Source organism: Bacillus sp. FSL R5-0286 (genome assembly GCF_038593245.1).
GTDB classification, from domain to species: domain Bacteria; phylum Bacillota; class Bacilli; order Bacillales; family Bacillaceae; genus Bacillus; species Bacillus altitudinis.
This window is the reverse complement of sequence record NZ_CP151977.1, coordinates 3224907-3251520: the sequence shown is the minus strand read 5'-3', so window position 1 is coordinate 3251520 and position 26614 is coordinate 3224907. Positions and strand designations below refer to the sequence as shown.

Genomic DNA, 26614 nt, shown 5'->3' with positions numbered 1-26614 from the left:
GTAGAACAATAAACATGGGGAGGCGTAGCTTGTGACTAAAGTAAATATTGTAATTATCGATGACCACCAATTATTCCGTGAAGGTGTCAAACGGATTTTAGATTTTGAACCTACTTTTGAAGTAGTTGCAGAAGGAGACGACGGTGACGAAGCTGCACGTATCGTAGAACACTATCATCCGGATGTTGTCATTATGGACATTAATATGCCGAATGTAAATGGTGTGGAGGCTACAAAACAGCTAGTAGAGCTTTATCCCGAATCAAAAGTCATTATCCTATCTATTCATGACGATGAAAACTATGTGACACATGCATTAAAAACAGGAGCAAGAGGCTACTTGTTAAAAGAAATGGATGCAGATACCCTCATTGAAGCAGTAAAAGTAGTAGCTGACGGAGGCTCTTATTTACATCCGAAAGTCACTCATAACTTAGTAAATGAATTCCGACGCTTAGCAACAAGCGGCGTTTCAGCACATCCACAGCACGAGGTATATCCTGAAATTCGCAGACCACTTCATATCTTAACAAGACGTGAATGTGAAGTTCTTCAAATGTTAGCTGACGGAAAGAGCAACAGAGGTATTGGTGAGTCGCTCTTTATTAGTGAGAAAACAGTCAAAAACCACGTGAGTAACATCTTGCAAAAAATGAATGTAAACGACCGTACTCAAGCTGTTGTTGTAGCAATTAAAAACGGCTGGGTAGAAATGAGATAATGTTCCGGACAAGTACTCCTTTTTCGCCTGTTTTTAGTTCTCTCACATTCAAGTTAGAGAGCAATGATAGGCAGGTAAGGAGTCTTTTTCGGATATAGCGGGCTTGCCTATTGATTAGGCAAGCTTTTTTGATTAGTATTATAAATCTAGTGAAAAACAATGATCATTCTTTTTTAAAAAGCAACTTAACGGATAAGGAAGGTATTTAAGAATGAAAATAGCCGTTGTAACAGACAGTACTGCTTATATACCACAAGAACTACGTGATAAACATCATATTCATATGATCCCTCTGAATGTCATCTTTGGTACTGAATCATACCGTGAAGAAGTAGAAATGGATTGGAAGACATATTATGAAGAAGTCAAGAAACATAAAGATCTTCCAACAACCTCTCAGCCTGCTTTCGGTGAACTTATAGAATTATATGAAAAACTTAGTGAAACATATGATGCTGTGATTAGTATACATCTGTCAAGCGGAATTAGTGGAACATACAATAGTGCGGCCTCAGCGAATGAACTAGTTGACGGAATCGACATTTATCCGTTTGATACAGAGACTAGCTGTATGGCGCAAGGTTTTTATGTGTTAGAAGCTGCTGAAAAAATCCAAGGTGGTGCTTCTCCAGAAGAAGTGATTTCCCATCTCAATTATCTAAAAGAAAATCAAAGAGCTTATTTTATGGTAGACGATTTAACTCATTTACAACGTGGCGGCAGATTAAATGGTGCTCAGGCTTTTATTGGAAGCCTCTTAAAGGTAAAGCCTATCTTGCATTTTGACAACAAGCTAATTGTCCCTTTTGAGAAGATTCGTACACGCAAAAAAGCCATTTCACGTATTTTTGAATTATTTGATGAAGATGCATCACGTGGTGTTCCAATGAGAGCAACTCTGATACATGGTAATAGAGAAGAAGAAGCAGATGAATTAATTGCGCACTTATTAGAAAAGTATCCTCATGTTGAATTTTATAAAAGCTACTTTGGTGCCGTGATTGGCACTCATCTAGGCGAAGGCTCTTTAGCACTTGGCTGGATCATCAGATAGATATCAAAATCCCCTTTTCTCATGGAAAAGGGGATTTGTTTTTCTATTTTTACAATTAGACGAAAGGCCTTCTCTTTGTACATAATGGGTCAACATGAATGGAAAGGTAGTGCGTGAAATTGAATCTGGAAAAAGCAATGGAACTCAGTCACAAGCTACAATCAAGGCACCTCCTTCCTATTGAATGTCAATGTACACAGTCCGAATTGGAGTGGCTGGAGAATCAAGGATTTATCCATAGAACACCTGCTGTCGATAGGGTGTCGAGTGGTTTGATCTGCTGCCGGTGCGGTGTATCAAACAAGCGCTACTTTGCCCTCTCTCCGTGTGAAACATGTAAAAAAGACTGTGTATACTGTAGATCCTGCATCATGCTGGGAAAAGTAAGTGAATGTGGCTTTCTCTATGAATGGACGGGTCCACAAAAGAAAGAAACAAGACAAGTTGAATTAACATGGCAGGGAGAGCTTTCTAAAGGGCAAAAGAGAGCGTCCGATAGGCTAGTAGAAGCAATCCAAAACAAATTTGATCTGCTAGTTTGGGCTGTTTGTGGTGCGGGGAAAACGGAGGTACTTTTTCATGGAATAAAATATGCGCTAAATAACGGAATGAGTGTTTGTATTGCGACGCCTAGAACCGATGTTGTACTTGAGCTCGAACCTCGAATGAGAAAGGCATTTCAAGGACTGAATATAGCTGCACTTTATGGCGGGAGTTCTCAAAGATTTCAAATGGCACCGCTTATGATCGCTACAACCCATCAGCTGATGAGATATAAAAACGCCTTTGATGTCCTTATTGTAGACGAAGTCGATGCTTTTCCTTATTCAATGGATGAACGGCTTCAGTTTGCTGTTTTAAAGTCAATGAAAAAAACAGGAGTTAGAATTTACTTAAGTGCCACACCATCTAAAAAAATGCAAAAAGATGTTACTCATAGACAATTAGAAGCGATCAAAATTCCTCTGCGCTTCCACCAAAAACCGTTGCCTGTCCCAACATTTCAATGGGTTGGAGATTGGAAAAAGAAATTAAAAAGAAATCGGCTTCCAGCATCTACAATGAACTGGCTGCATGAACATATCACAAAGAAAAAAAGAGTGTTACTCTTTGTTCCTTCTATTTCTACTATGAAGAAGGTAACTCATATTCTTCAAGGTCAAGATGTAAATGTACAGGGTGTTTCTGCGGATGATCAAGAAAGGAAGCAAAAAGTCCAGCATTTCAGAGATCATAGATACGATGTATTGGTTACAACAACTATTCTAGAAAGAGGCGTTACCATTCAAGATGTTCAGGTGGGCGTATTAGGTGCGGAATCTCCTATTTTTTCAGAAAGTGCACTTGTCCAAATTTCTGGTAGAGCAGGGAGACATCCAGATTTTTTTAACGGAGACGTATACTTTTTTCATTTTGGTTTAACGAGAAGTATGAAACAAGCAAAGAAACATATCGTAAAAATGAATAATACAGCTGAAAAAGAGTTTTCTGAAAAATAGTGTGGGTTCAACTAAATCATGGTACATTATATTCACAAAACACAAATGGCAGGAGAGACAAAATATGCTACTCAACGCAAAAGAAATACTACTTAAAGAAATTCTCTATCAATATCTCAACCAATTAAACATGATTTGTCATTGTGAAAAATGTATAGAAGATGTATTAGCCATTTCTCTAAATCAAGTGAAACCGCAATATATAACAGATATCGATAAAATATCCTACAGTAAATCCGAGATGGTGGATAAACAGAAAAATACGGCGATGCTCGTCATTCTGACAGAAGCTGCTTCAACGGTCACTACATATCCAAGGTGCGAAAATCATTTGCCGTTGAACAAAGAAAAGCGTTGATTTGTCCAATTTGTGAGAGCCATTTTGTGGCTGCTTTTACATGGAAATCATTCCTACTATTAAATGAAGATCGTTTATGTGTAGCATGTAAGAACCACCTGATGAAGATTCAAGGTCCTACTTGTCCCAAATGCGGAAGAGCGCAATCAAATGATCAATTGTGTCAGGATTGTTCAAGGTGGGATAAACGACGGGATTTTGCTGAGATTCTTGTAATGAATCGGTCTGTTTATGCTTACAACGACTTTATGAAAGATATTCTAGCTCGATTTAAATTTCGAGGTGATACGGCTTTAGCTGATCTATTTAAAAAAGATGTACAGTCAGCGTTTAAACGTTCTTTTTCAATCAAAGAACCGGTCCTTGTCCCAATTCCTTTGAGTAAAGAGAGATTAAAGGAAAGAGGATTCAATCAGTCAATGATGCTTGCTTCCATGATTGGCGGACCTATATTGGAGCCACTTATAAAAGTACATCAAAGTAAGCAGTCTAAGAAAAGAAAAAATGAACGTTTACATCAACAGAATTTGTTCCAATTAAGGCAGTCAAACCCGATCGTTCTAAAGGATATCATATTAATCGATGATATTTATACAACTGGGGCGACAGTCTATCATGCAGCAAAAATTTTAAAAGACGCAGGCGCCAAAAGTGTTTCCTCTTTTACGTTGATTCGTAGTTAAAAATCATGACAATCAACCGATATTAAGAAAAGAAAATAACGTAAGGGGTTTTGGTTATGAATCAATTGGCAAACTGTCCACAATGTAATCAGTTATTTTTAAAAACCACCATCCAAACGGTTTGTAACAAATGCTTTGAAGAAGAAGAACGTTCTTTTGATATCGTTTATAAATTCTTGCGTAAGCAAAGTAATAGACAATCAACCATTGCTGAAATAGTAGACGCAACAGAAGTTGATGAAGAATTAATCCTGAAATTTATCCGTTTAAAAAGACTTCAAATTAGTCAATTCCCGAATATCAATTATCCTTGTGAAAGATGCGGCCAACCGATCAGAAAAAACAAGCTGTGTAGCCATTGTGAAAAGGATATAAAGACGCAAATCAGCCAAATGGACCAAGAAGAAGAGCGTAAAAGGGAGATTGAATCTAGGAAAAAAGACACCTATTATGCCATTAATCCTAAAAACGACTGATTCCCTAAACTAAGTTGCAGTTTGGTCGATAAAATGGATAGAATCAAGACAGACTGTAACGGAAAGCGAGAGGAATCCCGTGAAAATTAATCGATATGGAACACAACCAGTAAATCCTTACAAGAAAACATATGAGAAACAAACGTTGCAATCGAATCAAGCAAAATCAACTGACAAAGTCGAAATTTCTAAAAAGGCAATCGAAATGCAAAAGGTGCCGAATATCATGAAAGAACGTCAAGATAAAATAGACCAAATTAAAAAAAGCATTGAAGCCGGAACATATCAAGTAGATACAAAAGGCATTGCAGATAAAATGTTGAATTTTTATAAACAACAATAACAAAAGGGAGTAGCGTGAATGTCAGTAAAAATAATGATTGAAGAACTGCACCGTCTCTACGGATTACATGAACAGCTTCTAAAGCTGTCTAAGAATAAAACAGAAATGCTGAAAAATAATGAGATCGATGCTCTTTCAGAGGTTCTGAACCTTGAGCAAAAATATATTCAGGCCATTTCACAATTAGAAGAAAAGCGGATTGAAGCAGCAGTTCAATTTTTACAAAGTGATCAATCGCCGACAATCACCGCATGCATCGAAAAAGCTACAGGAACGGATCAAGAAGAGCTTATTTCGTTATATGAGAAGCTGAATGACATCATGGTGGAACTGAAAGATGTAAACGAACTGAACAAACAGCTTATTCAGCAGTCACTTCAATTTATTTCACTGACATTCGATCTTGTGAATCCTAACAAAGAAAATATGAATTACGGACAAAATGGTCTTGAGAGTTCAAAGCCTAAACAGCATAGGGCTTTGTTTGATTCAAAGGCGTAAACAAGGAGGATATCTATGGGTTCTACATTCATGGGACTAGAAACGGCAAAAAGAGGAATCACAGCCCAGCGTGCAGGGCTTTATGTCACATCAAACAACGTATCCAATGCAAATACTGATGGCTACTCAAGACAGAGAGTTACCTTTAAAGCAGAGAATCCTTACCCAGTGATTTCTGTTTATGATGGCAAGACATACGGCCAAATGGGGACAGGTGTCCAAGTTGGAACTGTTGAAAGAATTCGAGACAGCTTTTTAGATCTTCAGTATAGAGATCATAACAATAACTTGTCTTATTATGCGACGAAGTCTGATGCTCTTTCACAAATGGAAGGAGTGATGAATGATTTGACAGATGAAGGCTTGAATAGAGCCTTTGATAATCTCTGGAAATCATTACAAGTCTTATCAGAATCGAAAAATGCTGATACTGCTTCAGCCCGTACAGTTGTTAAGACAAGTGCTCAGGCTTTAGTAGATCAATTCCGCCTGCTAAATTCTTCTTTAACAACGATACAAAAGAATTTAAAAACTGAACTCGATTCAACGGCAAAAAATGTGAACACCCTATTAACTCAAATTGATGAAGTGAATAAACAGATTGCAACAGTTGAGCCAAATGGTTATCTTCCCAATGATCTTTATGATACGCGCGACGCTCTTATAGATCAGCTTTCCTCACTTGTTGATATTAAAGTGAGCTACAACCCTTCTGGAGGAAATGCTCTGGAAATTGCTGAAGGAACCGTTAACATCGATATTATCGGTGCAAATGGACAATCTGCTGGAACAATTTTAAATGGCATTACCAATGAAAAATCTGAATTGCAACTTTCCTATGATAATACGACAGGACTTGTTAACTCACTCCAATTTGGAACGACAACCATCGCAGCTGATCAATTACAAGTGAATGGTAAAGTAAAAGCACTTGTTGAGGCGTATGGCTACATGTCTAATGGAGATGAAAAAGGCATGTACCCGGATATGCTGGCTGAGCTGGATGAAGTAGCAAAAGTATTTATGGATGCTTTTAACGATGTCCATAAGCAAGGGTACACGTTAAATGGCACAAGTGGACAAGACTTTTTCGATATTGAGAATAACAATGATTTGAATAAAGGCTTGGCAGCCCGTATCAAAGTGAGTGACGTGATTTTAGCATCGACAGATAACATTGCTGCATCTCTTAATCAAACGCAAGGTGATGGTTCGAATGCTACGAAATTAGCTAATATTCAAAACTTAAAGCTGCCAATCGGCGGAAATACCACAACGATTCAGGATTACTATCAGAATGTCATTGCCGAAATGGGGATACAAGCTAAAAAGAACATGACCCTTGAAAGCAGTTCAGCAGCTCTTGTGAATTCAGCCAATGAACGCAGGATGTCAACTAGTGCTGTATCTATAGATGAAGAAATGACGAACATGATTCAATTTCAGCATGCGTATAATGCAGCAGCAAGAATTATGACGATGCAAGACGAAGTATTAGATAAAATAATAAACGGCATGGGAGTCGTAGGAAGGTAGGGTAACTGATGCGAGTCACGCAAAGTATGATTTCTCAAAATTCACTTCGAAATATTAGTAAAAGTTATGAAAAACTCTCTAAAATTAATGAGCAGGCACAGTCTGGAAAACGTTTCACAAAAACGTCTGATGATCCTGTTGCAGCAGTGAAAAGTCTTCAATATAGTACAGCCATGTTTCGAAATGAGCAATACCAAACTAATTTAAATGAGGCACGAAACTGGATTGATACATCTGAAACAAGTGTCACTGAAATAATTGATATCATGTCAAATATACGAGATAAAGTACTCGATGCGGCCAATGGAACAAAACAGCCAGAAGATTTAGCTGCTATCGGAGTGGAAATTGGTCAGATGAAGAATCAAATCATTGATGCAATGAACACGCAGATGTTAGGTAAATTTGTTTTTAATGGGACGAATACCAATGTTAAACCAGTTGTAGAGAATGCAGATGGTACGTTTACATTTAACTTTGAAAACTATACAGATGCAAACGTGGTTCAGTCGAACATTTCTGATGGAATCACATTAAATGTGAATTCAAATCCTCTTTCAGCTTTTGGTGGACAATCTGCCAGTGGTCAAAATGTCATTGAAATGCTGACTGATTTAGAAAACTCATTAAAAAATGGAACGTTTACAAATTCAGATGATGCATTAGGAAATATCGATCAGTTTAAAGAAGTGATGAGTGCTGAGCGTTCAGATCTTGGGGCTAGATCCAATCGTATCGACTTAGTCGGGAGCCGTTTGACTTCGCAATTTGAAGTGCTGAAAAAGGCTAAATCAGATGCCGAAGATGTAGAAAGTGAAAAAGCCATTCTGGATCTTCTTCAACAAGAGACTGTGAATAGAGCTGCTTTAGCGACGACAGCTAAAGTGATTCAGCCATCCCTTGTCGATTTCTTAAGATAAAAAAAGCATCCGTTGGGTGCTTTTTTGCATCATGGAGGTGAACCTATGCAAATCCCTAGATTGTTAATGGAGCAAACTTATGCAAAGCTGCAAATGTCGACAACCCCTTCCAAGCAAGAAGTAGAGCAGCCAAGAGCTGAGCTTGAGATTCAGCAGCCAAGAGCTGTCATGAATATCACAAGGACACCGTCGAAATTAACCATAGATCAAACCGAGGCATTTGCCGATATGGATATTAAGTCGATTTTTAGGCGTTCAGAGGAATGGGCTGCTGAGGGGAAACGTGCGATTGGAGAAGGAATGGGACGTAGAGCGGAAGAAGGAAGTGAACTCATCAAGATCGAGAATGGTGGGAATGCGATTGCTGAGTTTGCGAAAATCAACGGCAGTCCTCCAGCAAAACAATTCAACATCGGTGTGATTCCTTCATTTTTTAGTGTAAAAATTCACTATCAGCCATCTGAACTTAAAATTGATGTGGAGCCGCAAAAAGCTATTATAGAGGCAACACCTCATAAACCAATTGTTAACTACCAGCCAGGTAAAGTTCATATTGATATGTTACAATACCCAGATTTAAAAATAGAAGTTGACGAAACAGGTCAAAATGGTGATAAGGTATAGTTAAGAAAAATGAAAAAGGTCGTGAATTATGATCATTCAAACAAAATACCATGGCGAAGTGACGATTAAAGAGGAGCAAATCATTCACTTCTCTAATGGGATACCAGGATTTCTGGATCAAAAACAATTTGTCATTTTACCTTTATCAGAAGAATCCCCATTTTTAGTTCTTCAATCTTTGAAAAATGCAGAACTAGGCTTTATTGTCAGCAGCCCATTTTTGTTCTTCAATCAATATGAATTTGACTTAGAAGAATCGGTTGTAGACATTCTTGGGGTAGAAGATGCCAATGATGTGGAAGTCATGGTTATTTTAACAATGGGATCTTCTATTGAAAAAACGACAGCCAATTTAAGAGCGCCTATTATTGTGAATCGGAAAAACATGAAAGCCAAGCAGGTCATTTTGCATGATTCAGCCTATCATACAAAACATTTGTTAGAGGTGGCTTCCTCATGTTAGTTCTATCTCGTAAATTAAATCAATCGATTCAAATAGGCGACGATATTGAAGTTAAAATTATTGCGATTGAAGGCGACCAAGTAAAAGTCGGAATTGAGGCTCCTAAGCATATTGATATTCACAGGAAGGAAGTATACCTGTCTATTCAAGAAGAAAACAGCCGTGCTGCTAGCTTGTCCTTCGATTTACTTTCTCAATTATCCTCACAAAAAAAGTGAGGATTTTTTTATCCAATTCGTCTTTAAACTTCCGTGTAAAATCATTTCTATGTAGGGGTATGACACCATCTATATGAAACTTTAACAAATCGGTCCATCTATATTTAATTTAATAATTCAAAGCCGATATAAAAGATAGATTAAAGCACAGGAGCTGAATAACTATGTCTGTTGGTAAGTTGACTTCGCTAGAGCCACTGATTGATGCATTTCAAACCCGTGTTACGAATCATCAAAATGACAATGCAAACACTGATTTACAAGCAAATGGAAAAGTCGTTTCAAAAGAAGAAATTGAGAAAACGCTTCAAGGAGCAAATAAGCTGATTGAACCTACTCAATTTCATCTTCAATTTGAATTACATGAAAAACTCAATGAATATTATGTCAAAGTCGTAGATAACCAAACCGAAGAAGTCATTAGAGAGATTCCTTCCAAAGAATGGCTTGATTTCTATGCGGCAATGACAGAGATTGTCGGTTTATTTGTCGATAAAAGAACGTAATTGAAGGGAGAACATAAACAATGGTTAATCGAATTACTGGATTTTCAAATGTATTTGATATTGACGAAATCGTCTCAAAGCTAATGAAAACTGAGCAAGCACCACTTGATAAAATGACACGTCAGAAACAAACACTTGAATGGCAAAGAGACAGCTACCGCGAGGTCAATTCAAAGGTCAAAGAATTAGATGATCTCATTGCCAAACTAAATTTAACATATCCGAGTACTTATGGCGCAAAAAAGGTCACAAGCTCCAATGAATCTGCTGTTACAGCAACTGGATCAACAAATGCTACCTCTGGCTCGATTAATGTGACCCAACTAGCGACAGCTTCCGTATTCAAATCTTCTGGTACATCTGGATTTACTGCTGCAAACGGTACGTTCACATTTGAGGTGACGACACCAGATTCTACGACACCCAAAACAGTGACCATTAATACGACTGATAAAGATACCCTTGATTCAATCGTGTCAAAATTGAACAACGCTCAACTAGGTGTCACGGCTTATAAAGGCCAAATCTTTGATGGGACCAACTACGTGGATACAATCGCTCTGACTTCCCGTACGACTGGAGAAGGTGTCAGTATTAAGGCAGCGGATGGTAATTCTGCTTCATTTTTAACGCAATTAGGATTCCAAGTGGATGGAGATAATAAATTAGTTGCGACTACTCAAGGGCAGAAAGCGCAATACGAAATTAATGGTCTCAAAATGGAAAATAACAATAATACCTTCACGCAGGCTGGTATCACATATGAACTTAAAGGAACAACAGATAAGCCTGTCAGTTTGAACGTTTCAACAGATGTCGATGCCATCTTTGATAAAATCAAACAATTCGTTGATAAATACAATGAACTTGTTGAAGAGATCAATGGTAAAGTCAATGAAAAAAGAAATAGAGACTATTATCCATTAACAGCAGAAGAGAAAAAAGCCATGTCTGACAAAGAAGTCGAGCTATGGGAAACGACTGCGAAGTCAGGCTTGCTGAGAAGTGATTCAATTTTACGATCTGGTGCATCTAAAATAAGAAGTGATTTTTATGTTGATATTACGACAAGTGATGGGAATAAAATTCACATGACACAAATCGGAATTGCCACTTCAGATAAATATAAAGATGGCGGAAAGCTTGTCATTGATGAACCGAAACTAAGAAAAGCCATTCAAGAAGACCCACAGAAGATTAGTCAAATATTTATGTCAGGTTCGCTAAATGTAGATTCAAAAGATAAAGATAAAGCGCAGCAGCAATATAAAGAACAAGGAATTATTCATCGTATCAAAAATTCCTTATCAGCCTTCTCAAAGAGCATTCAAACAAAGGCTGGTAGCACAACGATGGCATCAAAGGAATACGGACTTGGTAAGGACCTTGATTCTTTGACTCAACGAATGAGCACATTCCAAGATCGTTTAAAAATGGTGGAAGCTCGTTACTACAAAAAGTTTAACGCCATGGATAGTGCGATTCAAAAGCTAAACAACCAATCTGGCTATCTTTCTCAACTGCTTGGACAATAATTGGAGGTTTATAACATATGGCAATTCAGAACCCTTATGCCGCCTATCAGAAAAATTCTATTGAGACCGCAACACCGGCCGAGTTAACGCTTATGCTTTATGAAGGATGCTTAAAGTTTATTAGACTAGCAAAGCATGGCATTCAAAAAGAAGATGCTGAAATGAGAAACTTGAACCTGAAAAAGGCTCAAAACATCATCCAAGAATTAAATGTCACCTTAAATCGTACGTATGATGTATCAAAGAGCATGGCAAGTATGTATGACTACATCTATCGAAGACTGATTGAAGCCAATCTGCAAAATGACGAAGAGATCCTGAATGAAGTAGAGCAATATGTGACTGATTTCCGAGATGCTTGGAAGGAAGTCATTCAAACCGATCGAAAAGGGCGTCACCACTCTATTGGAGGATCTCTATGAGTATTGTGGACCAACTGCACGACCAAACGTTAAAAATGGCAGCGGAAATAGAGGCCAACCCGCAAAGTGAGACACTCGTTGAAGACTTTGATGCTTTTTTAGTTGAGAGAGACGAACTAATGAGAGACATTCAACATGAGCTTTCCGTTCAAGAAAAAGAGAAAATCAAAGAAATCATTCAAACAGATCAACTGATGGCCAAGCAATTAACAGAGATTCAAAATGGGATCAAGGCAGATATTCAAGCCATTCAACGTAAGAAAACAAAACAGCTGAATTATCAAAATCCGTATCAGCCCATGACAAGTGACGGCGTATACTACGATAAACGGAAATAAATAGGTGAGACCTGTGGCGTATCGTTCAGATGACTATATTTTATTAACCACATATTATGACCTTCTATATACGATAGAAGAGAGTCTAAAATATTTAGATGAAATTGAGAAGGATTTCGCTAAAACAGAAGGGGATCGGATCTTTAATGATCTGATCCATGCCTTCTTTCATTTAGAGACAACACATCCGCTTCTGCTTTCGATTATTGAAAATGAGCACTTTGCCAAGACGATTCGATCGTTTGACCAAATTTTTTTAAGTTTCGATATACTAGCTTTCTATACATTCCCTTCAAATCACTTCCAGTCATTCCTTACATCATATTTTATACCTGAATATAGAAAGTGGATGGATGAAATACATGCCTGTATGAGGCCGTATGTCATTCATTAATTTTTGTTCAATTCAGACCATTCGGAGGAATTTATGAGACTAAAAAATCAATTTTTATTTGGGCTTATTGTCATATGTGTATTGTTTGTCAGTATTTTGGGGTTTTCTAGTTTTATTTATTACAAAACAGACCAATCGTATAAAGCACTTCTCACCAAAGAAGTAAAGCTGTACCAGACCTCACTGGAATTAGAGGCACTGCTACAAAAGCAAGAAGCACAAATTAAAACGTATGTGGTTGTTCAAGATGCTGAAAATTTACAGAAGATTGAGCAAACATATGAAGAAATCAATAAGAAAACAGCTGAAGCATCAAAAATGAGCACCGTTAAACAAGCAAAAAATCTGTTAGATCAAATTTCCGAAAAAAATTATCTTTACTACACCTCAACAAATCGATTATTTAATTCATTGAATATGCAAAATCAAAAAGAATTCAACACCCGCCTCAGTCAAGAATTACAACCTATCGAACAAGAAATACATACCTTTACAAAAGAATTTGCCCAAACACAATTGAAACAGCGGGATCAAAAAATCAGTCAGCTCAATGAAGAAAGTAACCAATTATTGCTGACGCTTATTCTCGTTAGCGCGGCGATTATAGTCGGCTTTTTAGTCATTGGCACAAGGTTTGTTCATCGTATGACAAAACCGATTGTCTCTGTCACACATGCAGCAAGAAGAATGGCAGATGGTGACCTCACACTTGAAGAGATTGAAGTAACCTCTAAAAATGAAATTGGCCAGCTCGGTACGGCTTTTAACCAAATGACAGCTCATTTGCGTCAGCTCATCTTACAGGTGCAAAACGGGTCAAGGCAATTAGCTGATTCTGCTGCTCAATTTGAAGAAACCATCAGTCAAACCATTTCGGCTAGTGAACAGACGTCTAGCTCGATTGAACAGGTCAGTGAAGCTTCACGTGAACAATCGGATGCAGTAGGAAAAGTAGCTTCGGCGATTCAAGAAGTCTCGACTGGTATGCATAATGCCGCTGAACATACGTCTGATGTTTCGGGTCACTCAATTTCAGTGACTGAAAAGGCTGAAGAGGGCGCATCCCTCATTCAACAATTTGTGAAACAAATGAGTTCTATTAAGGAATCTGTGAATGAACATCATTCTACAATGGCCAATGTACAAGTACAGTTTACCGGCATTCAAGACCTGCTGGGGAATATTCATGCCATTGCAGATCAGACAAATTTACTTGCTTTAAACGCAGCCATTGAAGCAGCAAGGGCTGGGGAACATGGACGAGGTTTTGCGGTTGTTGCAGATGAAGTCAGAAAGCTGGCAGAAGAATCAAGTCAGCTGACTGATCAAATTAGTCAGCTACTCGCCAACGTGAACAAAGATACTGAAAGGTCGTCTCAATCTATGACGAAAGTGGAACGAGATGTAGCAGAAGGTGTGAAAGTATCGCAATTGTCTGAACAGAGCTTTCAAGAAATTCTGGAATCCATCCGTGATATTTCGATGAAAGCAGAGGAGCTTTCTGCCACGACAGAGCAAATCTCAGCTAGTACAGAAGAAATTTCTCAAACAGTTGGTGTGATAGAAGAAGGAGCCAAGCGAAATTCTGAGGAGACAGAGTACATGTCGGCGGCTGTTGAAGAATCACTAGCGGCGAATGAGGAAATGAAAGCAGCTGCGGAAGATTTAAAATCTTTGTCTCAATCACTGAAAACATCTATTTCATCTTTCAAGATTTAACAGTGCGATGGTCTTTTTCAAGAATCAAGCGAATATATATTCATCACCTATCAAGTAAAAGCTGAAGCACCGCAGGATTCGACAAATTTCAATAAAAATTCACATTTTTTTTACGTTTGAGCAGGAGAAAAGGAGGGAAAAGTAGAAATAAGTTTACATATCCTTAATTTTAAAGGAGGCGTTCTTTACATGAATTACAATGTCCGAGGAGAAAACATCGAAGTAACACCTGCACTAAGAGATCATGTCGAGAAAAAAATTGGAAAGCTGGAGCGTTATTTTGAGTCAGATGTTGATGCTTCAGTCAACGTGAACTTGAAATTTTACAACGATCAAGAATCTAAAGTTGAGGTTACCATTCCAATGACTGATCTTGCACTTCGAGCAGAGGTGCATAATGAGGATATGTACAATGCAGTAGACCTAGCAACCAGTAAATTAGAACGTCAAATTAGAAAACATAAAACGAAAGTGAACCGTAAATTCCGTGAGCAAGGTGCGAAAAAGCATTTATTTGCTGGAGGAAACGGTGCGTCCGAAGTAGCAGTTCAAGATGACGAAGAGATTGATGAAACAGAAATCGTCAGACAAAAACGCTTCAATTTAAAACCAATGGATAGCGAAGAGGCCATTCTCCAAATGAACATGTTAGGTCACAGTTTCTTTGTCTTCACAAATGCTGAGACAAATTTGACCAATGTGGTATACCGCCGAAATGACGGTAAATATGGACTCATTGAGCCGAACGCTTAATCATTCGTTCCTTTTGATCCGAAAATGACCTAAAAAAAGTAAACCCGCTCCCTTCATTAGGGGCGGGTTTTTTGTGCTAAATCATTGCAAATTCTTTGGAAATCAAGGAAGGTATGGTATGATAAATGCAGGTAAATATGGACCTGTCAAACTTTTGGACATGCCGAAAAATTGCATGAAATAGAGGAGCGTTATTATATGCTTGGAATCTTAAACAAAGTGTTTGATCCTACGAAACGTACGATCAGCCGATATGAAAAAAAGGCAAATGAAATCGAAGCTCTCGCTCAAGATTTTGAGAAATTATCTGACGAGGCTTTACGAAATAAAACGATCGAATTTAAAGAAAAACTTGAAAAAGGACAATCTGTAGACGACCTTTTGGTTGAAGCATTTGCAACGGTTCGCGAGGCATCACGCCGCGTGACAGGAATGTTCCCATTTAAGGTGCAGCTCATGGGGGGGATTGCCCTACATGAAGGGAATATCTCTGAGATGAAAACAGGTGAAGGTAAAACGTTGACATCAACGATGCCTGTTTATTTGAATGCTCTTTCTGGAAAAGGCGTCCACATTGTAACAGTCAACGAATATTTGGCAAGCCGTGATGCACAGGAAATGGGCAAGATTTTTGAATTTCTTGGATTAACGGTTGGCTTGAACTTAAACAGTTTAGACAAAGATGAAAAAAGAGAAGCGTATGCTGCTGATATCACGTATTCAACAAACAATGAGCTTGGCTTTGATTATTTACGAGATAACATGGTGCTGTATAAAGAGCAAATGGTTCAAAGACCACTTCATTATGCCGTCATCGATGAAGTTGACTCCATCTTAATTGATGAAGCGAGAACACCTCTTATTATTTCTGGACAAGCTGCAAAATCGACGAAACTTTACGTACAAGCAAATGCCTTTGTTCGTACGTTAAAAATAGAAGACGATTTCACTTATGATATTAAAACAAAAAGTGTACAGCTGACTGAAAGCGGAATGACGAAGGCGGAAAAAGCATTTGGTATCGAGAACTTGTTTGATGTCAAACATGTCGCTCTTAACCACCATATCGCGCAGGCTCTTAAGGCGCATGTTGCGATGCAAAAAGACGTTGATTATGTTGTGGAAGATGGTCAAGTCGTCATCGTTGACTCCTTCACAGGACGTTTAATGAAAGGACGTCGCTATAGTGAAGGTCTGCACCAAGCCATTGAAGCAAAAGAAGGTCTTGAAGTGCAGAATGAAAGCATGACACTTGCAACCATTACGTTCCAGAACTACTTCCGTATGTATGAAAAGCTATCTGGTATGACAGGTACAGCGAAAACGGAAGAAGAGGAATTCCGTAACATTTACAATATGCAGGTTGTCACAATCCCAACCAATAAACCGGTTGTGCGTGATGACAGACCTGATTTAATTTACCGTACAATGGATGGCAAATTTAAAGCAGTAGCTGAAGACGTCGCACAGCGTTATATGACAGGACAGCCGGTTCTTGTCGGAACTGTTGCGGTTGAGACATCTGAATTGATTTCAAAACTGCTTAAAAATAAAGGCATCCCTCATCAAGTGTTAAACGCGAAAAACCATGAGCGTGAAGCACAAATTATTGAGGAAGCTGGACAAAAAGGTGCCGTCACAATTGCGACAAACATGGCGGGACGTGGAACAGACATCAAGCTTGGCGAAGGTGTGAAAGAACTAGGCGGTCTTGCTGTTATTGGGACAGAGCGTCATGAATCACGCCGTATCGATAACCAGCTCCGTGGTCGTTCTGGTCGTCAAGGAGACCCAGGGATTACTCAATTCTATCTCTCAATGGAAGATGAATTGATGCGCCGATTTGGTGCAGAGCGGACAATGGCGATGCTTGATCGCTTCGGTATGGATGACTCTACTCCAATTCAAAGTAAAATGGTCTCAAAAGCTGTTGAATCTTCTCAAAAACGTGTTGAGGGGAATAACTTTGATTCCCGTAAGCAGCTTCTGCAATATGATGATGTTCTTCGTCAACAGCGTGAAGTCATTTACAAACAGCGTTTTGAAGTCATCGATTCTGATAACTTGAAATCGATTGTGATCAATATGATTCAATCGTCTATTGAGCGGGCTGTTGGCTCTTATACGCCGAAAGATGAGCTTCCAGAAGAATGGAAACTAGATGGTCTTGTTGAATTAATCAATACGAACTATTTAGATGAAGGTGCCATTACGGTCAAAGATATCTTCGGTAAAGAAGCAGATGAGATCACCGAATTCATCATGGAGCGGATTAAAGAGAAATACGATGCAAAAGAAGAGACATTTGGCGATGAACAAATGCGTGAATTTGAAAAAGTCATCGTTCTTCGTGCAGTAGATTCGAAGTGGATGGATCATATCGATGCAATGGATCAGCTGCGTCAAGGAATCCATTTACGTGCATATGCACAAACCAATCCACTTCGTGAGTATCAAATGGAAGGATTTGCGATGTTTGAGCATATGGTCGCTTCAATTGAAGATGACGTCGCTAAATATGTGCTAAAATCAGAAATCCAAAACAACCTAGAACGTGAAGAAGTCGTTCAAGGACAAACAACTGCTCATCAGCCTCAAGAAGGCGATGAGGAGAAAACAGTGAAGAAAAAGCCGGTGCGTAAAGTGGTGGATATCGGAAGAAACTCGCCATGTCACTGCGGAAGCGGCAAGAAATATAAAAATTGTCATGGGAAGACAGAATAAGTAATGGAAAGAGGTGAAAACCTCTTTCTATTCATGTCAGCCCCCATACATCTATGAGGTGAAGGATATGGAATTAGTAGAAATTAGACAAGAGCTTGAAAATATGGCTAGCAGGCTAGCTGATTTTAGGGGGTCTCTTTGACCTCGATACAAAAGAAGCGAAAATTGCAGAGCTTGAGGCCACAATGTCAGAGGCTGACTTTTGGAATGACCAGCAAAAAGCGCAAGGTGTCATTAATGAAGCCAATGCACTGAAGGATTATGTGAATACATATCATGAGCTCAGTGAATCTCATGAAGAGCTGCAAATGACGCATGATCTATTAAAAGAAGATTACGATGAGGATCTTCATGCAGAGCTTGAAAAAGAGCTGAAGAACTTAACGAAGCAGTTTAATGAATTTGAGCTACAGCTTCTTTTAAGCGAACCTTATGATAAAAACAATGCTATTCTTGAGCTTCACCCGGGTGCAGGTGGAACGGAATCACAGGACTGGGGATCGATGCTCCTCAGAATGTATACCCGCTGGGCAGAGCGCAGAGGCTTTAAGGTCGAAACACTTGATTACCTTCCTGGTGATGAAGCAGGAATTAAGTCTGTGACATTACTGATTAAAGGACATAACGCTTACGGTTACTTAAAAGCAGAAAAAGGTGTCCATCGTTTAGTCCGTATTTCTCCATTTGATTCATCTGGCCGTAGACACACCTCTTTCGTTTCCTGTGATGTCATGCCAGAATTTAATGAAGAAATTGATATCGATATTCGTACAGAGGATATTAAGGTGGATACGTATCGTGCAAGTGGTGCAGGGGGTCAGCACGTCAATACGACGGACTCTGCGGTTCGTATCACACACATCCCAACAAATGTCGTCGTGACGTGCCAAACGGAAAGATCCCAAATCAAAAACAGAGAACGTGCAATGAAAATGCTGAAATCTAAGCTTTATCAAAAACGGATCGAAGAACAGCAGGCGGAATTGGATGAAATTAGAGGAGAACAGAAAGAAATTGGCTGGGGAAGCCAAATTCGCTCGTATGTCTTCCACCCATATTCCCTTGTGAAAGACCATCGTACCAACACGGAGATGGGAAATGTTCAAGCGGTGATGGATGGAGATTTAGATTCCTTTATCGATGCGTATTTACGTTCAAAATTATCATAAAAACTCGGCTTCTTGCCGGGTTTTTTTAATTGTGAGAAAATATAATGAATATAAAGGAATACATATGCCATACTGACTCTATATCCTTTGTATGATGAAATTAGCAATTAAAGGGGGAAATAATTTGGGATTAAAACCATTACAAGAGACGTGGGATTTAGATGCCTTTTTTAAAGGAGGCAGTTCTTCATCAGAATTTATCACATACTTAGAGCATATACAGCAGCTATTAGATGAGTTACGACAAAAGGTAGATGCCTTTTCAAAAGAAGATACACAAATTGAAAAAAAGTTAACAGCTGTCCTTGAAACGTATGAAATCACATATAAAAAACTAGCGCAAGCAGGTTCATTTGTATCCTGTCTACAATCTCAAAATACAAAGGATATGAAGGCGGGCAGTCTCCGGGGGTCTATTGCCAAGCTGGAAGCTGAATTAGGAACCATTCTAGCAGGGTTTGATCAATCACTTGCTGAGATTCCTACTAGCCAGTGGGAAGAATTAATGGATTCAGCCGCTTTCTCAGATGTTCGTTACATATTAAATGAACGAAGAGAACATGTGAAAGATCAACTGCCTGTTGAACAGGAAACACTCATTCAAAAACTAGCAGTAGATGGGTATCATGCGTGGGATGAACTTTATTCTAGCTTGGTGAACAAAATTACCATTCCATTTGAGCAAAATGGTGAAACACAAATGATTTCTGTAGGCCAAGCAGAAAATGCGATGGATGATTCAGACCGTGAAGTGAGAAAAGCCGTGTATCATAATTTAGAACATGCATGGACACAGGATGAACATTTGTTTGCAAGCACACTCAATCATCTCGCTGGTTTTCGTCTACAAGTATATGAAGCAAGGGGATGGGATCATATATTAAAAGAGCCCCTTGATATTTGCCGGATGAAACAAGAGACGCTCGATACAATGTGGTCTGTCATTGATGAACATAAACAGCCATTCATTGATTATTTACAACGTAAAGCTGACATGCTTGGGGTTGATAAACTAAGCTGGTTTGATGTGGGAGCGCCTATTGGAAGTGAGACAAAAACCTATTCTTATCAAGACGCAGCCGCTTTTATTATCAAGCATTTCGCAGGGTTTGGAAAAGAGCTTGCTGCTTTTACTGAAAAAGCTTTTAATGAACGCTGGGTAGAAGCTGAGAATCGCCCAAACAAACGAGTGGGCGGTTTCTGTACGAATTTCCCTGATAGCGGAGAATCACGTATTTTTATGACCTTCTCAGGGACTCCATCCAATGTAGCGACACTAGCACATGAGCTTGGTCATTCGTTCCATCAGGAAGTCATGCAGGATGTTCGGATGTTGAATCGTAAATATGCGATGAATGTAGCTGAAACTGCGTCGACATTCGCAGAAATGATTGTGGCAGATGCTTCATTAAAAGAGGCGGCCAATGAAGAAGAGCGTCTCAGTTTGTTAGAGGATAAGCTGCAGCGCAGTGTGGCATTCTTTATGAATATTCAATCACGCTTCTTATTTGAACAACGCTTTTATGAAGAGCGCAAACAAGGAGAAGTGCCAGCTGACCGCTTGAATGAGTTGATGGTAGAAGCACAGAGGGAAGCCTTTGGCGACTCTTTAGATGAATACCATCCGCATTTCTGGGCGTCTAAACTGCATTTCCATATTACAGGTGTCCCGTTTTATAACTTCCCTTACACCTTCGGATACATGTTCTCTCTAGGTATTTATGCAAAAGCATTGCAGGCTGGGGCATCATTTGAAGAGAAATATATTGCGCTATTAAAAGATACAGCGTCAATGACTGTAGAAGATTTGGCATATAAGCACCTAGGTGTCGACCTGACTCAAAAAGCATTTTGGGAAGAGGCCATTTCACTGGCTGTGGCAGATGCTGAAGAGTTTTTAGAAGCGACGAAGGCATAAAAAATGAAAAGCTCCCATTACGGGAGCTTCAGCGGTAGACAAACCCTCGCATTCTGTGTCAGTCCTGTGCGCTGGTACTCACGAATGTCAAATTCGCTCCGTAAAAGTAGCTGTCCTTCCTAGACTGCAAAGGTTTTCTATCACGCTGAAAAGAAGACAAAGGGCTAAAATCAAGTTCATTTTAGCCCTTTGTCATCAATCTTGCAGCTCCCATTACGGGAGCTTTTTTGCTGGTTTTAACCATCCCAGCATCGTCTGAACGATGTCTTTTTGTTGCGTGAGGACTGGAATGTCTGCAGGCTGATCCCCTTTTTGTTTGTCATACATGCCAAATTGAGCATGATTACCGCCTTTTATCTCATGGTACACCGTTTGAGAAGGTAGCTGCTTTTTCGATTTTTTGATTTTTTCTTGTGTCGCCAGCCCATCTTTTTCGCCTGAAATAGATAATACTTGCAAGGAAGCCTGTTTCAAATCATCTGATGCAGGATAGGAGGCAAGGAAAAAGAGGCCGTCCAGCTTGCTTTGATTTTTCTCTGCATACATAGCGGCAGCTGTCCCGCCTAGCGAATGCCCGCCAATGTACCAATGCTTGATGGCTGGATGACTTTTGAGGATATCCTCTGCCTTCTTCGTATTAAAAATCGCGAAGGAAAATGGCATGTCTGGGATAAAGACCGAATAGCCTTTCTTCATCAGCGCATTCCCTAGATAGGCATACGCAAGAGGTTCAACTTTTGCCCCAGGATATAGAATGATGCCAGTATCGCTTTTTGATGCTTCAAATGAATATATCCCATTTTTATGATCGACCTGCTCAATCTTCATCTGCTTTTTTAACGCTTCCGATGGTCCATATGTAAAGCGGCTCCATGTATAGAAAGCACCAAAAGCTAAGATGATGAGTGCAAGTAATGTAATACCGGTGATCTTCAGTATTTTCTTCATCGTATGTCCCTTCTTTCTCATGTACATATTAAATATACCATCATTTACTCTTCTGCCAAACGGCAAGTACGCTGATCCGGTTGTGTGATAAAGTATTAATCCATTAGCACTGCATTTGGCTGTTATTTACAATCTGAATGAGAGGGCTTAAAATAGGTGTGCATTCAGAAGTAACGGAGGAAGAAAGAAATGAAGCAGGAACATTCTCAACTTTGGATTGAAGTGAAAAATTATGTACTCATTTTAATAGGATCAGCCATCGTGGCGGTTGGCTTTAATACGTTATTATTACCAAATCAGATTGCTGCTGGCGGTGTGAGTGGAATCAGTACCATTATGCAGTCATTCGGTTTTGAAGCTGCATATGTACAATGGGGTCTCAATATTCCGCTCTTTATCGCAGGCTTTTATTTATTAGGTGGAACATTTGGGGTAAAAACGCTCGTTGGTTCTGTCTTTTTACCTTTAATGGTGTTCTTAACAAGACACATTGCTCCTGTCACCCATGAAGCACTGCTCGCCGCAATATTTGGCGGTGTAGTGATTGGGATCGGGATTGGGCTCGTTTTCCTCGGCAATGGTTCAACGGGAGGAACGGCACTTGCGGCCAAAATCATCAATAAATATACAGGGCTGACGTTAGGTACTTGTTTAGCGATGATGGACGGTTTGATTGTTTTGGCGGCCATGACTGTTTTTGGGATTGAAGAAGGACTGTACGCTGTGATCGGAGTGTTCATTTCTAGTAAGACGATTGATGTGGTACAGGCTGGCTTTAGTCACTCGAAGATGGCCATGATTATTACGGGCCATGAGGATGAGGTCAGACAGGCGGTGTTTGATCAAATTGATCGTGGTGTAACGAAGATTTCAGCAGTAGGTGGGTACACCGACCATGACCGGCCTATTTTAATGTGTGTGGTAGGGCAGTCACAATTCACAAAGTTGAAACAAGTGGTAAAAGCGATCGATGCATCAGCATTTGTCATCGTCATGGATGCAAAAGAGGTGCTTGGTGAGGGTTTTAAAAGGGCGTAAACAAGGATATAATAACGTTGACCAAATGATTGTAAGGGAGGGAAATACATGAAAAAGAGCGGATTAACGCTTCTTTTTGTCGCTATGCTTTTTGTACTTGCGGCCTGTGGAGGAAATTCAAGCAGCAGTGATAAAGAAGGCAGTAAAAGTGCTTCAAGTGTGAGCAGTGGTGAAGAGATTTATCAGCAAAACTGTATTGGCTGTCATGGAAAAGACTTATCTGGCGGAGGCGGCCCAAGCCTGAAAGAAGTCGGGAAGAAATATAATGAAAGCCAAATTGCAGATATTGCCCAGAACGGTAAAGGATCTATGCCAAGCGGAATGGTAGATGAAAAACAAGCAAAAGAAGTCGCCAAATGGCTTGCAGAGAAAAAATAAAACCTTTGTCTAATCGACAAGGTTTTTTTATTTTCTATTTGTAGAAAAAGACTTTTGGATAGTATGAAAACGTATTATATTAAATTTTATTTAAAAAATAAGGGTAAAAAGACACGTTTTTCGGTTTTGATTGCTCTATTTACCTTTTATTTATAAGTTTTGAAATATAAATGTAATACCATTGCGTCGATTCATGACGTATAATTGGAGTTGTTGAAATTTAGACGATTCAATTTTTTCATCTTTTTGGATGAAAAGGACATAAATTGCTTGTGCGTATCGAAGGGTATGTGCGTGACCATACATAACGTTTTTTGACGAGAAGTGTCAGAACATCATGATAAGCTGTTTGACAGCGAATAAGAAAAGATTAGGTGATTACATGATTGAAATGAAGGAAGTCTATAAGATCTATCCTAATGGTGTAAAGGCGATCAATGGAATCAATGTCTCTATCCATCCAGGAGAGTTTGTGTATGTTGTTGGTCCCAGTGGCGCTGGTAAATCCACGTTCATTAAAATGATGTATCGTGAAGAGAAGCCAACAAAAGGGAAAATCTTAATTAATAACAAAGATTTAGGCTCGATGAAGGAAAAAGAAATTCCTTATGTGAGAAGAGAAATTGGCGTAGTATTCCAAGATTTCAAACTGCTTCCAAGTCTCACGGTCTTTGAGAACGTGGCATTTGCTCTTGAAGTCATTGGTGAACAGCCAAGTATTATTAAGAAAAAAGTGCTTGAGGTACTTGATTTGGTGCAATTAAAGCACAAAGCTCGTCAATTTCCAGATCAGCTTTCCGGCGGTGAACAGCAGCGTGTATCGATCGCTCGTTCGATCGTCAATCATCCTGAGGTTGTCATTGCAGACGAACCGACAGGAAACCTTGATCCAGATACTTCATGGGAAATCATGAAGACACTCGAAGAGATTAATAACCGCGGAACAACAGTCGTCATGGCGACACACAACAAAGAGATTGTAAACAGCATGAAGAAACGCGTCATCGCAATCGAAGATGGAATGATTGTGCGTGACGAAGCAAGAGGGGAGTACGGAATTTATGATTAAAACTCTCTCGCGGCATTTACGTGAGAGCTTCCGTTCACTTGGAAGAAACACGTGGATGACATTTGCATCAATTAGTGCGGTCACTGTCACATTGATTTTAGTTGGGGTTTTTCTTGTTATTATGCTCAACTTGAATAACATGGCATCGAACGCTGAGAAAGAAGTAGAAGTAAAAGTTCTCATCGATTTAACGGCGAATCAAAAGCAGCAGGATGAATTAAAAGCAGAAATTGAGAAGATTCCTGAAATCAGTGATGTGAAATATTCATCCAAGGATGATGAACTAAAAGCACTGATTAAAAGCTTTGGTGAAAATGGACAATCTATGGGACTGGTTGATCAAGAAAATCCATTGAATGATGCGTTTATTGTGAAAACAACAGATCCCCACGATACACCAAAAGTAGCGAAGAAATTAGAAAACCTAAAAGGGACGTATAAAGTCACTTATGGAAAAGAAGAGGTCAGCCGACTCTTTAATGTTGTCGGAGTGGCGCGTAATGTCGGCATCGCACTTATTATTGGGCTTTTATTTACAGCGATGTTCTTGATTTCCAATACGATCAAAATTACGATTTTTGCTAGACGTAAAGAAATTGAGATTATGAAACTAGTAGGTGCAACGAACTGGTTTATCCGCTGGCCGTTCTTCATCGAAGGATTACTACTTGGTGTATTTGGCTCGATTATACCAATCGCTGTATTGCTTGGCACGTATCAATATGCTGTCGGCTGGGTGGCGCCAAGGGTACAAGGTTCATTTATTTCAATGCTTCCATACAATCCGTTTGTCTATCAAGTATCACTGATCCTTCTATTGATCGGTGCCATTATCGGTGTGTGGGGAAGTTTAACGTCCATCCGTAAATTCTTGAAAGTATAAATCTATTTATATTGATGGCAGCACTCGAAGATTCTATAGAAGATGTGACCGGTTGATCCAATTCATCCGGTCGACTCTTCATGTCGACAGTTGTCATGGGAGGGGAATATCGTTTTGAAAAGAAAGCTGATAATGGCTGGAATGGCAGCGTTTATTGGAACAACGTGGCTATACATTCCAGGGAACGAAAATCGTGCATTCGCATACGAAGACCTAGATCAAAAACGTCAACAAATTGAAGAGAAAACATCGAAGACTGAATCAACCTTGAAGAAAAAGAAATCAGAACTGGCAAAGCTTGAAAAGAAAGAATCAAAGCTCAAGCAAGAAATTGAAAAAATTGACCAAAAAGTAAGTGCCGCAACTGAAAAAGTCGCTGAAAAAGAAAAAGAGGTCAAACAGACGAAACAAGAGATCAAAAAACTAAAAAAAGAGATTGAAGTCATCAACGAGCGAATTGAAAAGAGAAAAGCGATTTTCAAAGATCGAATTCGTTCTATGCAAAAAAGTGGCGGTACAATCAACTATTTAGATGTGCTGCTAGGTGCTCGTAGCTTTAGTGATTTTGTCAGTCGTGTGGGAGCTGTTACAACCATCGTCGAAGCAGATAAAGACATGATTACAGAACACGAAAATGATTTGGAGCTAGTAGAGCAAAAAGAAGCAGAGCTAAATAAACAGCTAAGTGGACTTGAAACATCTTTGAAAGAGCTTGAAACGTTGAAAAAGGACCTATCTAAACAGCAAAAAGAAAAAGGAAAAGTCCTTGGTCATGTAACGGAAGAAAAAGAACATGCACATGATGAACTAGGAAAGCTTGAAAATGAACAAGAAATTCTAGCGAATCAGAAAGCGGCGGTAAAGTCTGAAGAAGCACGCCGTCAAAAAGAAGAAGCGAAGAAAGCAGAACAAGCAGCTGCTGAAAAAAGTGCACCTGCACCAAGTGGAGGATCTGATCAAGTGTCAGATACACCAGCAAGTAGCTCAGGTTTCATTAAGCCAGCTGCAGGCCGTTTCTCATCAGGCTTTGGCGGACGTTCTGGCGGACAGCACTACGGATTAGATATCGCTGCAAAGGGCACTGTATCTGTCGTTGCAGCCGCATCTGGAACAGTCACGAACTCAAGCTACTCGTCGAGTTATGGAAACGTGGTGTTCATTACACATAACATCAATGGCCAAACGTATCAAACGGTATACGCTCACCTTTCAACAAGAAGTGTGTCAACAGGTCAAAGAGTCGAGCAAGGTCAATTCCTTGGATATATGGGCAACACAGGTCAGTCTTATGGCCAGCATCTTCATTTTGAAATTCATAAAGGATTATGGAATGGCGCGAAATCAAATGCAGTCAATCCAGCGCAATATATCCGCTGACAAAAAGCCGATAACAGCATGTTATCGGCTTTTTTCAAGTAGATGAA

At 39.4% G+C, this 26614-nt stretch carries 29 protein-coding genes; 28 read left to right on the top strand and 1 reads right to left on the bottom strand.

Annotation, left to right across the window (positions count from 1 at the left end):
- Nucleotides 1–31 precede the first annotated feature (31 nt).
- The 23 genes from degU (at nt 32) to NST24_RS16740 (ending at nt 20874) form a co-directional block, all read left to right on the top strand.
- Nucleotides 32–721 (top strand): two-component system response regulator DegU, encoded by a 690-nt coding sequence (gene degU / locus NST24_RS16850; protein WP_008348273.1) that lies wholly within the window; start codon nt 32–34, stop codon nt 719–721.
- 211 nt (nt 722–932) lie between these two features.
- The gene (locus tag NST24_RS16845) at nt 933–1775 is read left to right on the top strand and encodes a DegV family protein (protein ID WP_024719242.1); all 843 of its coding nucleotides are present in this window, start codon (nt 933–935) and stop codon (nt 1773–1775) included.
- A gap of 371 nt (nt 1776–2146) precedes the next feature.
- The gene (locus tag NST24_RS16840) at nt 2147–3274 is read left to right on the top strand and encodes a DEAD/DEAH box helicase (RefSeq protein WP_342462019.1); all 1128 of its coding nucleotides are present in this window, start codon (nt 2147–2149) and stop codon (nt 3272–3274) included.
- 64 nt (nt 3275–3338) lie between these two features.
- Nucleotides 3339–3632, top strand: coding sequence for a competence protein ComFB (locus NST24_RS16835; RefSeq protein ID WP_008348267.1), 294 nt, complete (start codon nt 3339–3341; stop codon nt 3630–3632).
- Entirely contained in the window at nt 3629–4315 is a 687-nt protein-coding gene (locus tag NST24_RS16830; RefSeq protein WP_172793290.1) for a ComF family protein, read from the top strand. Before NST24_RS16835 ends, NST24_RS16830 begins: the two co-directional genes overlap by 4 nt.
- Nucleotides 4316–4371: 56 nt before the next feature.
- On the top strand, nt 4372–4791 hold the full coding sequence (locus NST24_RS16825; protein ID WP_017357864.1) for a TIGR03826 family flagellar region protein: 420 nt from the start codon (nt 4372–4374) through the stop codon (nt 4789–4791).
- 79 nt (nt 4792–4870) lie between these two features.
- On the top strand, nt 4871–5134 hold the full coding sequence (gene flgM, locus NST24_RS16820) for a flagellar biosynthesis anti-sigma factor FlgM (RefSeq protein ID WP_003213252.1): 264 nt from the start codon (nt 4871–4873) through the stop codon (nt 5132–5134).
- Nucleotides 5135–5152: 18 nt separating this feature from the next.
- Entirely contained in the window at nt 5153–5635 is a 483-nt protein-coding gene (locus NST24_RS16815; RefSeq protein ID WP_007499977.1) for a flagellar protein FlgN, read from the top strand.
- Nucleotides 5636–5650: 15 nt separating this feature from the next.
- A complete protein-coding gene (gene flgK / locus NST24_RS16810; protein ID WP_058336981.1) occupies nt 5651–7171 on the top strand; it encodes a flagellar hook-associated protein FlgK in 1521 nt (506 codons plus the stop codon).
- 8 nt (nt 7172–7179) lie between these two features.
- On the top strand, nt 7180–8091 hold the full coding sequence (gene flgL / locus NST24_RS16805; protein ID WP_008348257.1) for a flagellar hook-associated protein FlgL: 912 nt from the start codon (nt 7180–7182) through the stop codon (nt 8089–8091).
- A 45-nt stretch (nt 8092–8136) separates the two neighbouring features.
- Nucleotides 8137–8715: a DUF6470 family protein gene (locus NST24_RS16800; protein WP_342462018.1), complete on the top strand. Its 579-nt coding sequence runs from the start codon at nt 8137–8139 to the stop codon at nt 8713–8715.
- Between the two features lie 28 nt (nt 8716–8743).
- Nucleotides 8744–9178: a flagellar assembly protein FliW gene (gene fliW, locus NST24_RS16795; RefSeq protein ID WP_025208061.1), complete on the top strand. Its 435-nt coding sequence runs from the start codon at nt 8744–8746 to the stop codon at nt 9176–9178.
- Entirely contained in the window at nt 9172–9396 is a 225-nt protein-coding gene (gene csrA, locus NST24_RS16790; RefSeq protein ID WP_008348252.1) for a carbon storage regulator CsrA, read from the top strand. The genes fliW and csrA overlap by 7 nt, the downstream gene beginning before the upstream one ends.
- A 164-nt stretch (nt 9397–9560) precedes the next feature.
- Nucleotides 9561–9902, top strand: a complete 342-nt coding sequence (gene flaG, locus NST24_RS16785) for a flagellar protein FlaG (RefSeq protein WP_047945623.1) — start codon at nt 9561–9563, stop codon at nt 9900–9902.
- 20 nt (nt 9903–9922) lie between these two features.
- Complete coding sequence (locus tag NST24_RS16780; protein WP_284725762.1) at nt 9923–11437, top strand: flagellar hook-associated protein 2; 1515 nt, start codon at nt 9923–9925, stop codon at nt 11435–11437.
- 17 nt (nt 11438–11454) lie between these two features.
- Entirely contained in the window at nt 11455–11859 is a 405-nt protein-coding gene (fliS, locus tag NST24_RS16775) for a flagellar export chaperone FliS (RefSeq protein WP_008348247.1), read from the top strand.
- Entirely contained in the window at nt 11856–12197 is a 342-nt protein-coding gene (locus tag NST24_RS16770; RefSeq protein WP_008348246.1) for a flagellar protein FliT, read from the top strand. Before fliS ends, NST24_RS16770 begins: the two co-directional genes overlap by 4 nt.
- A 13-nt stretch (nt 12198–12210) precedes the next feature.
- Entirely contained in the window at nt 12211–12591 is a 381-nt protein-coding gene (locus NST24_RS16765; protein ID WP_008348244.1) for a hypothetical protein, read from the top strand.
- Nucleotides 12592–12624: 33 nt separating this feature from the next.
- Complete coding sequence (locus NST24_RS16760; protein ID WP_138279059.1) at nt 12625–14310, top strand: methyl-accepting chemotaxis protein; 1686 nt, start codon at nt 12625–12627, stop codon at nt 14308–14310.
- Nucleotides 14311–14499: 189 nt separating this feature from the next.
- Complete coding sequence (gene raiA, locus NST24_RS16755) at nt 14500–15063, top strand: ribosome-associated translation inhibitor RaiA (protein ID WP_007499992.1); 564 nt, start codon at nt 14500–14502, stop codon at nt 15061–15063.
- A 198-nt stretch (nt 15064–15261) separates the two neighbouring features.
- Nucleotides 15262–17787 (top strand): preprotein translocase subunit SecA, encoded by a 2526-nt coding sequence (secA, locus tag NST24_RS16750; protein ID WP_342462017.1) that lies wholly within the window; start codon nt 15262–15264, stop codon nt 17785–17787.
- 67 nt (nt 17788–17854) lie between these two features.
- A protein-coding gene (gene prfB / locus NST24_RS16745) for a peptide chain release factor 2 (protein WP_309174560.1) occupies nt 17855–18956 on the top strand; the annotation gives its coding sequence in 2 pieces (ribosomal slippage) (nt 17855–17926 and nt 17928–18956; 1101 coding nt in all).
- Between the two features lie 124 nt (nt 18957–19080).
- Entirely contained in the window at nt 19081–20874 is a 1794-nt protein-coding gene (locus tag NST24_RS16740) for a M3 family oligoendopeptidase (protein ID WP_342462016.1), read from the top strand.
- A gap of 213 nt (nt 20875–21087) precedes the next feature.
- On the opposite strand, the gene NST24_RS16735 is transcribed toward NST24_RS16740, so the two are convergent.
- Nucleotides 21088–21822, bottom strand: a complete 735-nt coding sequence (locus NST24_RS16735; RefSeq protein ID WP_342462015.1) for an alpha/beta family hydrolase — start codon at nt 21820–21822, stop codon at nt 21088–21090.
- A gap of 189 nt (nt 21823–22011) precedes the next feature.
- Here NST24_RS16735 and NST24_RS16730 point away from each other — a divergent pair, with 189 nt between their 5' ends.
- The 5 genes from NST24_RS16730 (at nt 22012) to NST24_RS16710 (ending at nt 26567) form a co-directional block, all read left to right on the top strand.
- Nucleotides 22012–22860 carry a YitT family protein gene (locus tag NST24_RS16730; RefSeq protein ID WP_035389657.1) on the top strand — a complete coding sequence of 283 codons (849 nt, stop codon included), beginning with the start codon at nt 22012–22014 and terminating at the stop codon, nt 22858–22860.
- A 48-nt stretch (nt 22861–22908) separates the two neighbouring features.
- Complete coding sequence (cccB, locus tag NST24_RS16725; protein WP_008348231.1) at nt 22909–23238, top strand: cytochrome c551; 330 nt, start codon at nt 22909–22911, stop codon at nt 23236–23238.
- 382 nt (nt 23239–23620) lie between these two features.
- Complete coding sequence (ftsE, locus tag NST24_RS16720; protein ID WP_008348229.1) at nt 23621–24307, top strand: cell division ATP-binding protein FtsE; 687 nt, start codon at nt 23621–23623, stop codon at nt 24305–24307.
- Nucleotides 24300–25190 carry a permease-like cell division protein FtsX gene (ftsX, locus tag NST24_RS16715; RefSeq protein WP_024719915.1) on the top strand — a complete coding sequence of 297 codons (891 nt, stop codon included), beginning with the start codon at nt 24300–24302 and terminating at the stop codon, nt 25188–25190. The genes ftsE and ftsX overlap by 8 nt, the downstream gene beginning before the upstream one ends.
- Nucleotides 25191–25304: 114 nt before the next feature.
- On the top strand, nt 25305–26567 hold the full coding sequence (locus NST24_RS16710; RefSeq protein ID WP_039169766.1) for a M23 family metallopeptidase: 1263 nt from the start codon (nt 25305–25307) through the stop codon (nt 26565–26567).
- Nucleotides 26568–26614: the final 47 nt, after the last annotated feature.

Excerpts from the sequence above, each read along its gene's own strand:
- fliS (WP_008348247.1), top strand. The coding sequence starts at position 11,455 with ATGGCAATTCAGAACCCTTATGCCGCCTATCAGAAAAATTCTATTGAG.
- NST24_RS16835 (WP_008348267.1), top strand. The coding sequence starts at position 3,339 with ATGCTACTCAACGCAAAAGAAATACTACTTAAAGAAATTCTCTATCAA.
- NST24_RS16760 (WP_138279059.1), top strand. The coding sequence starts at position 12,625 with ATGAGACTAAAAAATCAATTTTTATTTGGGCTTATTGTCATATGTGTA.
- flgL (WP_008348257.1), top strand. The coding sequence starts at position 7,180 with ATGCGAGTCACGCAAAGTATGATTTCTCAAAATTCACTTCGAAATATT.
- NST24_RS16840 (WP_342462019.1), top strand. The coding sequence starts at position 2,147 with ATGCTGGGAAAAGTAAGTGAATGTGGCTTTCTCTATGAATGGACGGGT.
- ftsE (WP_008348229.1), top strand. The coding sequence starts at position 23,621 with ATGATTGAAATGAAGGAAGTCTATAAGATCTATCCTAATGGTGTAAAG.
- flgK (WP_058336981.1), top strand. The coding sequence starts at position 5,651 with ATGGGTTCTACATTCATGGGACTAGAAACGGCAAAAAGAGGAATCACA.
- csrA (WP_008348252.1), top strand. The coding sequence starts at position 9,172 with ATGTTAGTTCTATCTCGTAAATTAAATCAATCGATTCAAATAGGCGAC.
- NST24_RS16845 (WP_024719242.1), top strand. The coding sequence starts at position 933 with ATGAAAATAGCCGTTGTAACAGACAGTACTGCTTATATACCACAAGAA.
- fliW (WP_025208061.1), top strand. The coding sequence starts at position 8,744 with ATGATCATTCAAACAAAATACCATGGCGAAGTGACGATTAAAGAGGAG.
- NST24_RS16735 (WP_342462015.1), bottom strand. The coding sequence starts at position 21,822 with ATGAAGAAAATACTGAAGATCACCGGTATTACATTACTTGCACTCATC.
- NST24_RS16730 (WP_035389657.1), top strand. The coding sequence starts at position 22,012 with ATGAAGCAGGAACATTCTCAACTTTGGATTGAAGTGAAAAATTATGTA.
- secA (WP_342462017.1), top strand. The coding sequence starts at position 15,262 with ATGCTTGGAATCTTAAACAAAGTGTTTGATCCTACGAAACGTACGATC.
- raiA (WP_007499992.1), top strand. The coding sequence starts at position 14,500 with ATGAATTACAATGTCCGAGGAGAAAACATCGAAGTAACACCTGCACTA.
- NST24_RS16825 (WP_017357864.1), top strand. The coding sequence starts at position 4,372 with ATGAATCAATTGGCAAACTGTCCACAATGTAATCAGTTATTTTTAAAA.
- cccB (WP_008348231.1), top strand. The coding sequence starts at position 22,909 with ATGAAAAAGAGCGGATTAACGCTTCTTTTTGTCGCTATGCTTTTTGTA.
- NST24_RS16780 (WP_284725762.1), top strand. The coding sequence starts at position 9,923 with ATGGTTAATCGAATTACTGGATTTTCAAATGTATTTGATATTGACGAA.
- NST24_RS16800 (WP_342462018.1), top strand. The coding sequence starts at position 8,137 with ATGCAAATCCCTAGATTGTTAATGGAGCAAACTTATGCAAAGCTGCAA.
- flaG (WP_047945623.1), top strand. The coding sequence starts at position 9,561 with ATGTCTGTTGGTAAGTTGACTTCGCTAGAGCCACTGATTGATGCATTT.
- ftsX (WP_024719915.1), top strand. The coding sequence starts at position 24,300 with ATGATTAAAACTCTCTCGCGGCATTTACGTGAGAGCTTCCGTTCACTT.
- NST24_RS16815 (WP_007499977.1), top strand. The coding sequence starts at position 5,153 with ATGTCAGTAAAAATAATGATTGAAGAACTGCACCGTCTCTACGGATTA.
- NST24_RS16770 (WP_008348246.1), top strand. The coding sequence starts at position 11,856 with ATGAGTATTGTGGACCAACTGCACGACCAAACGTTAAAAATGGCAGCG.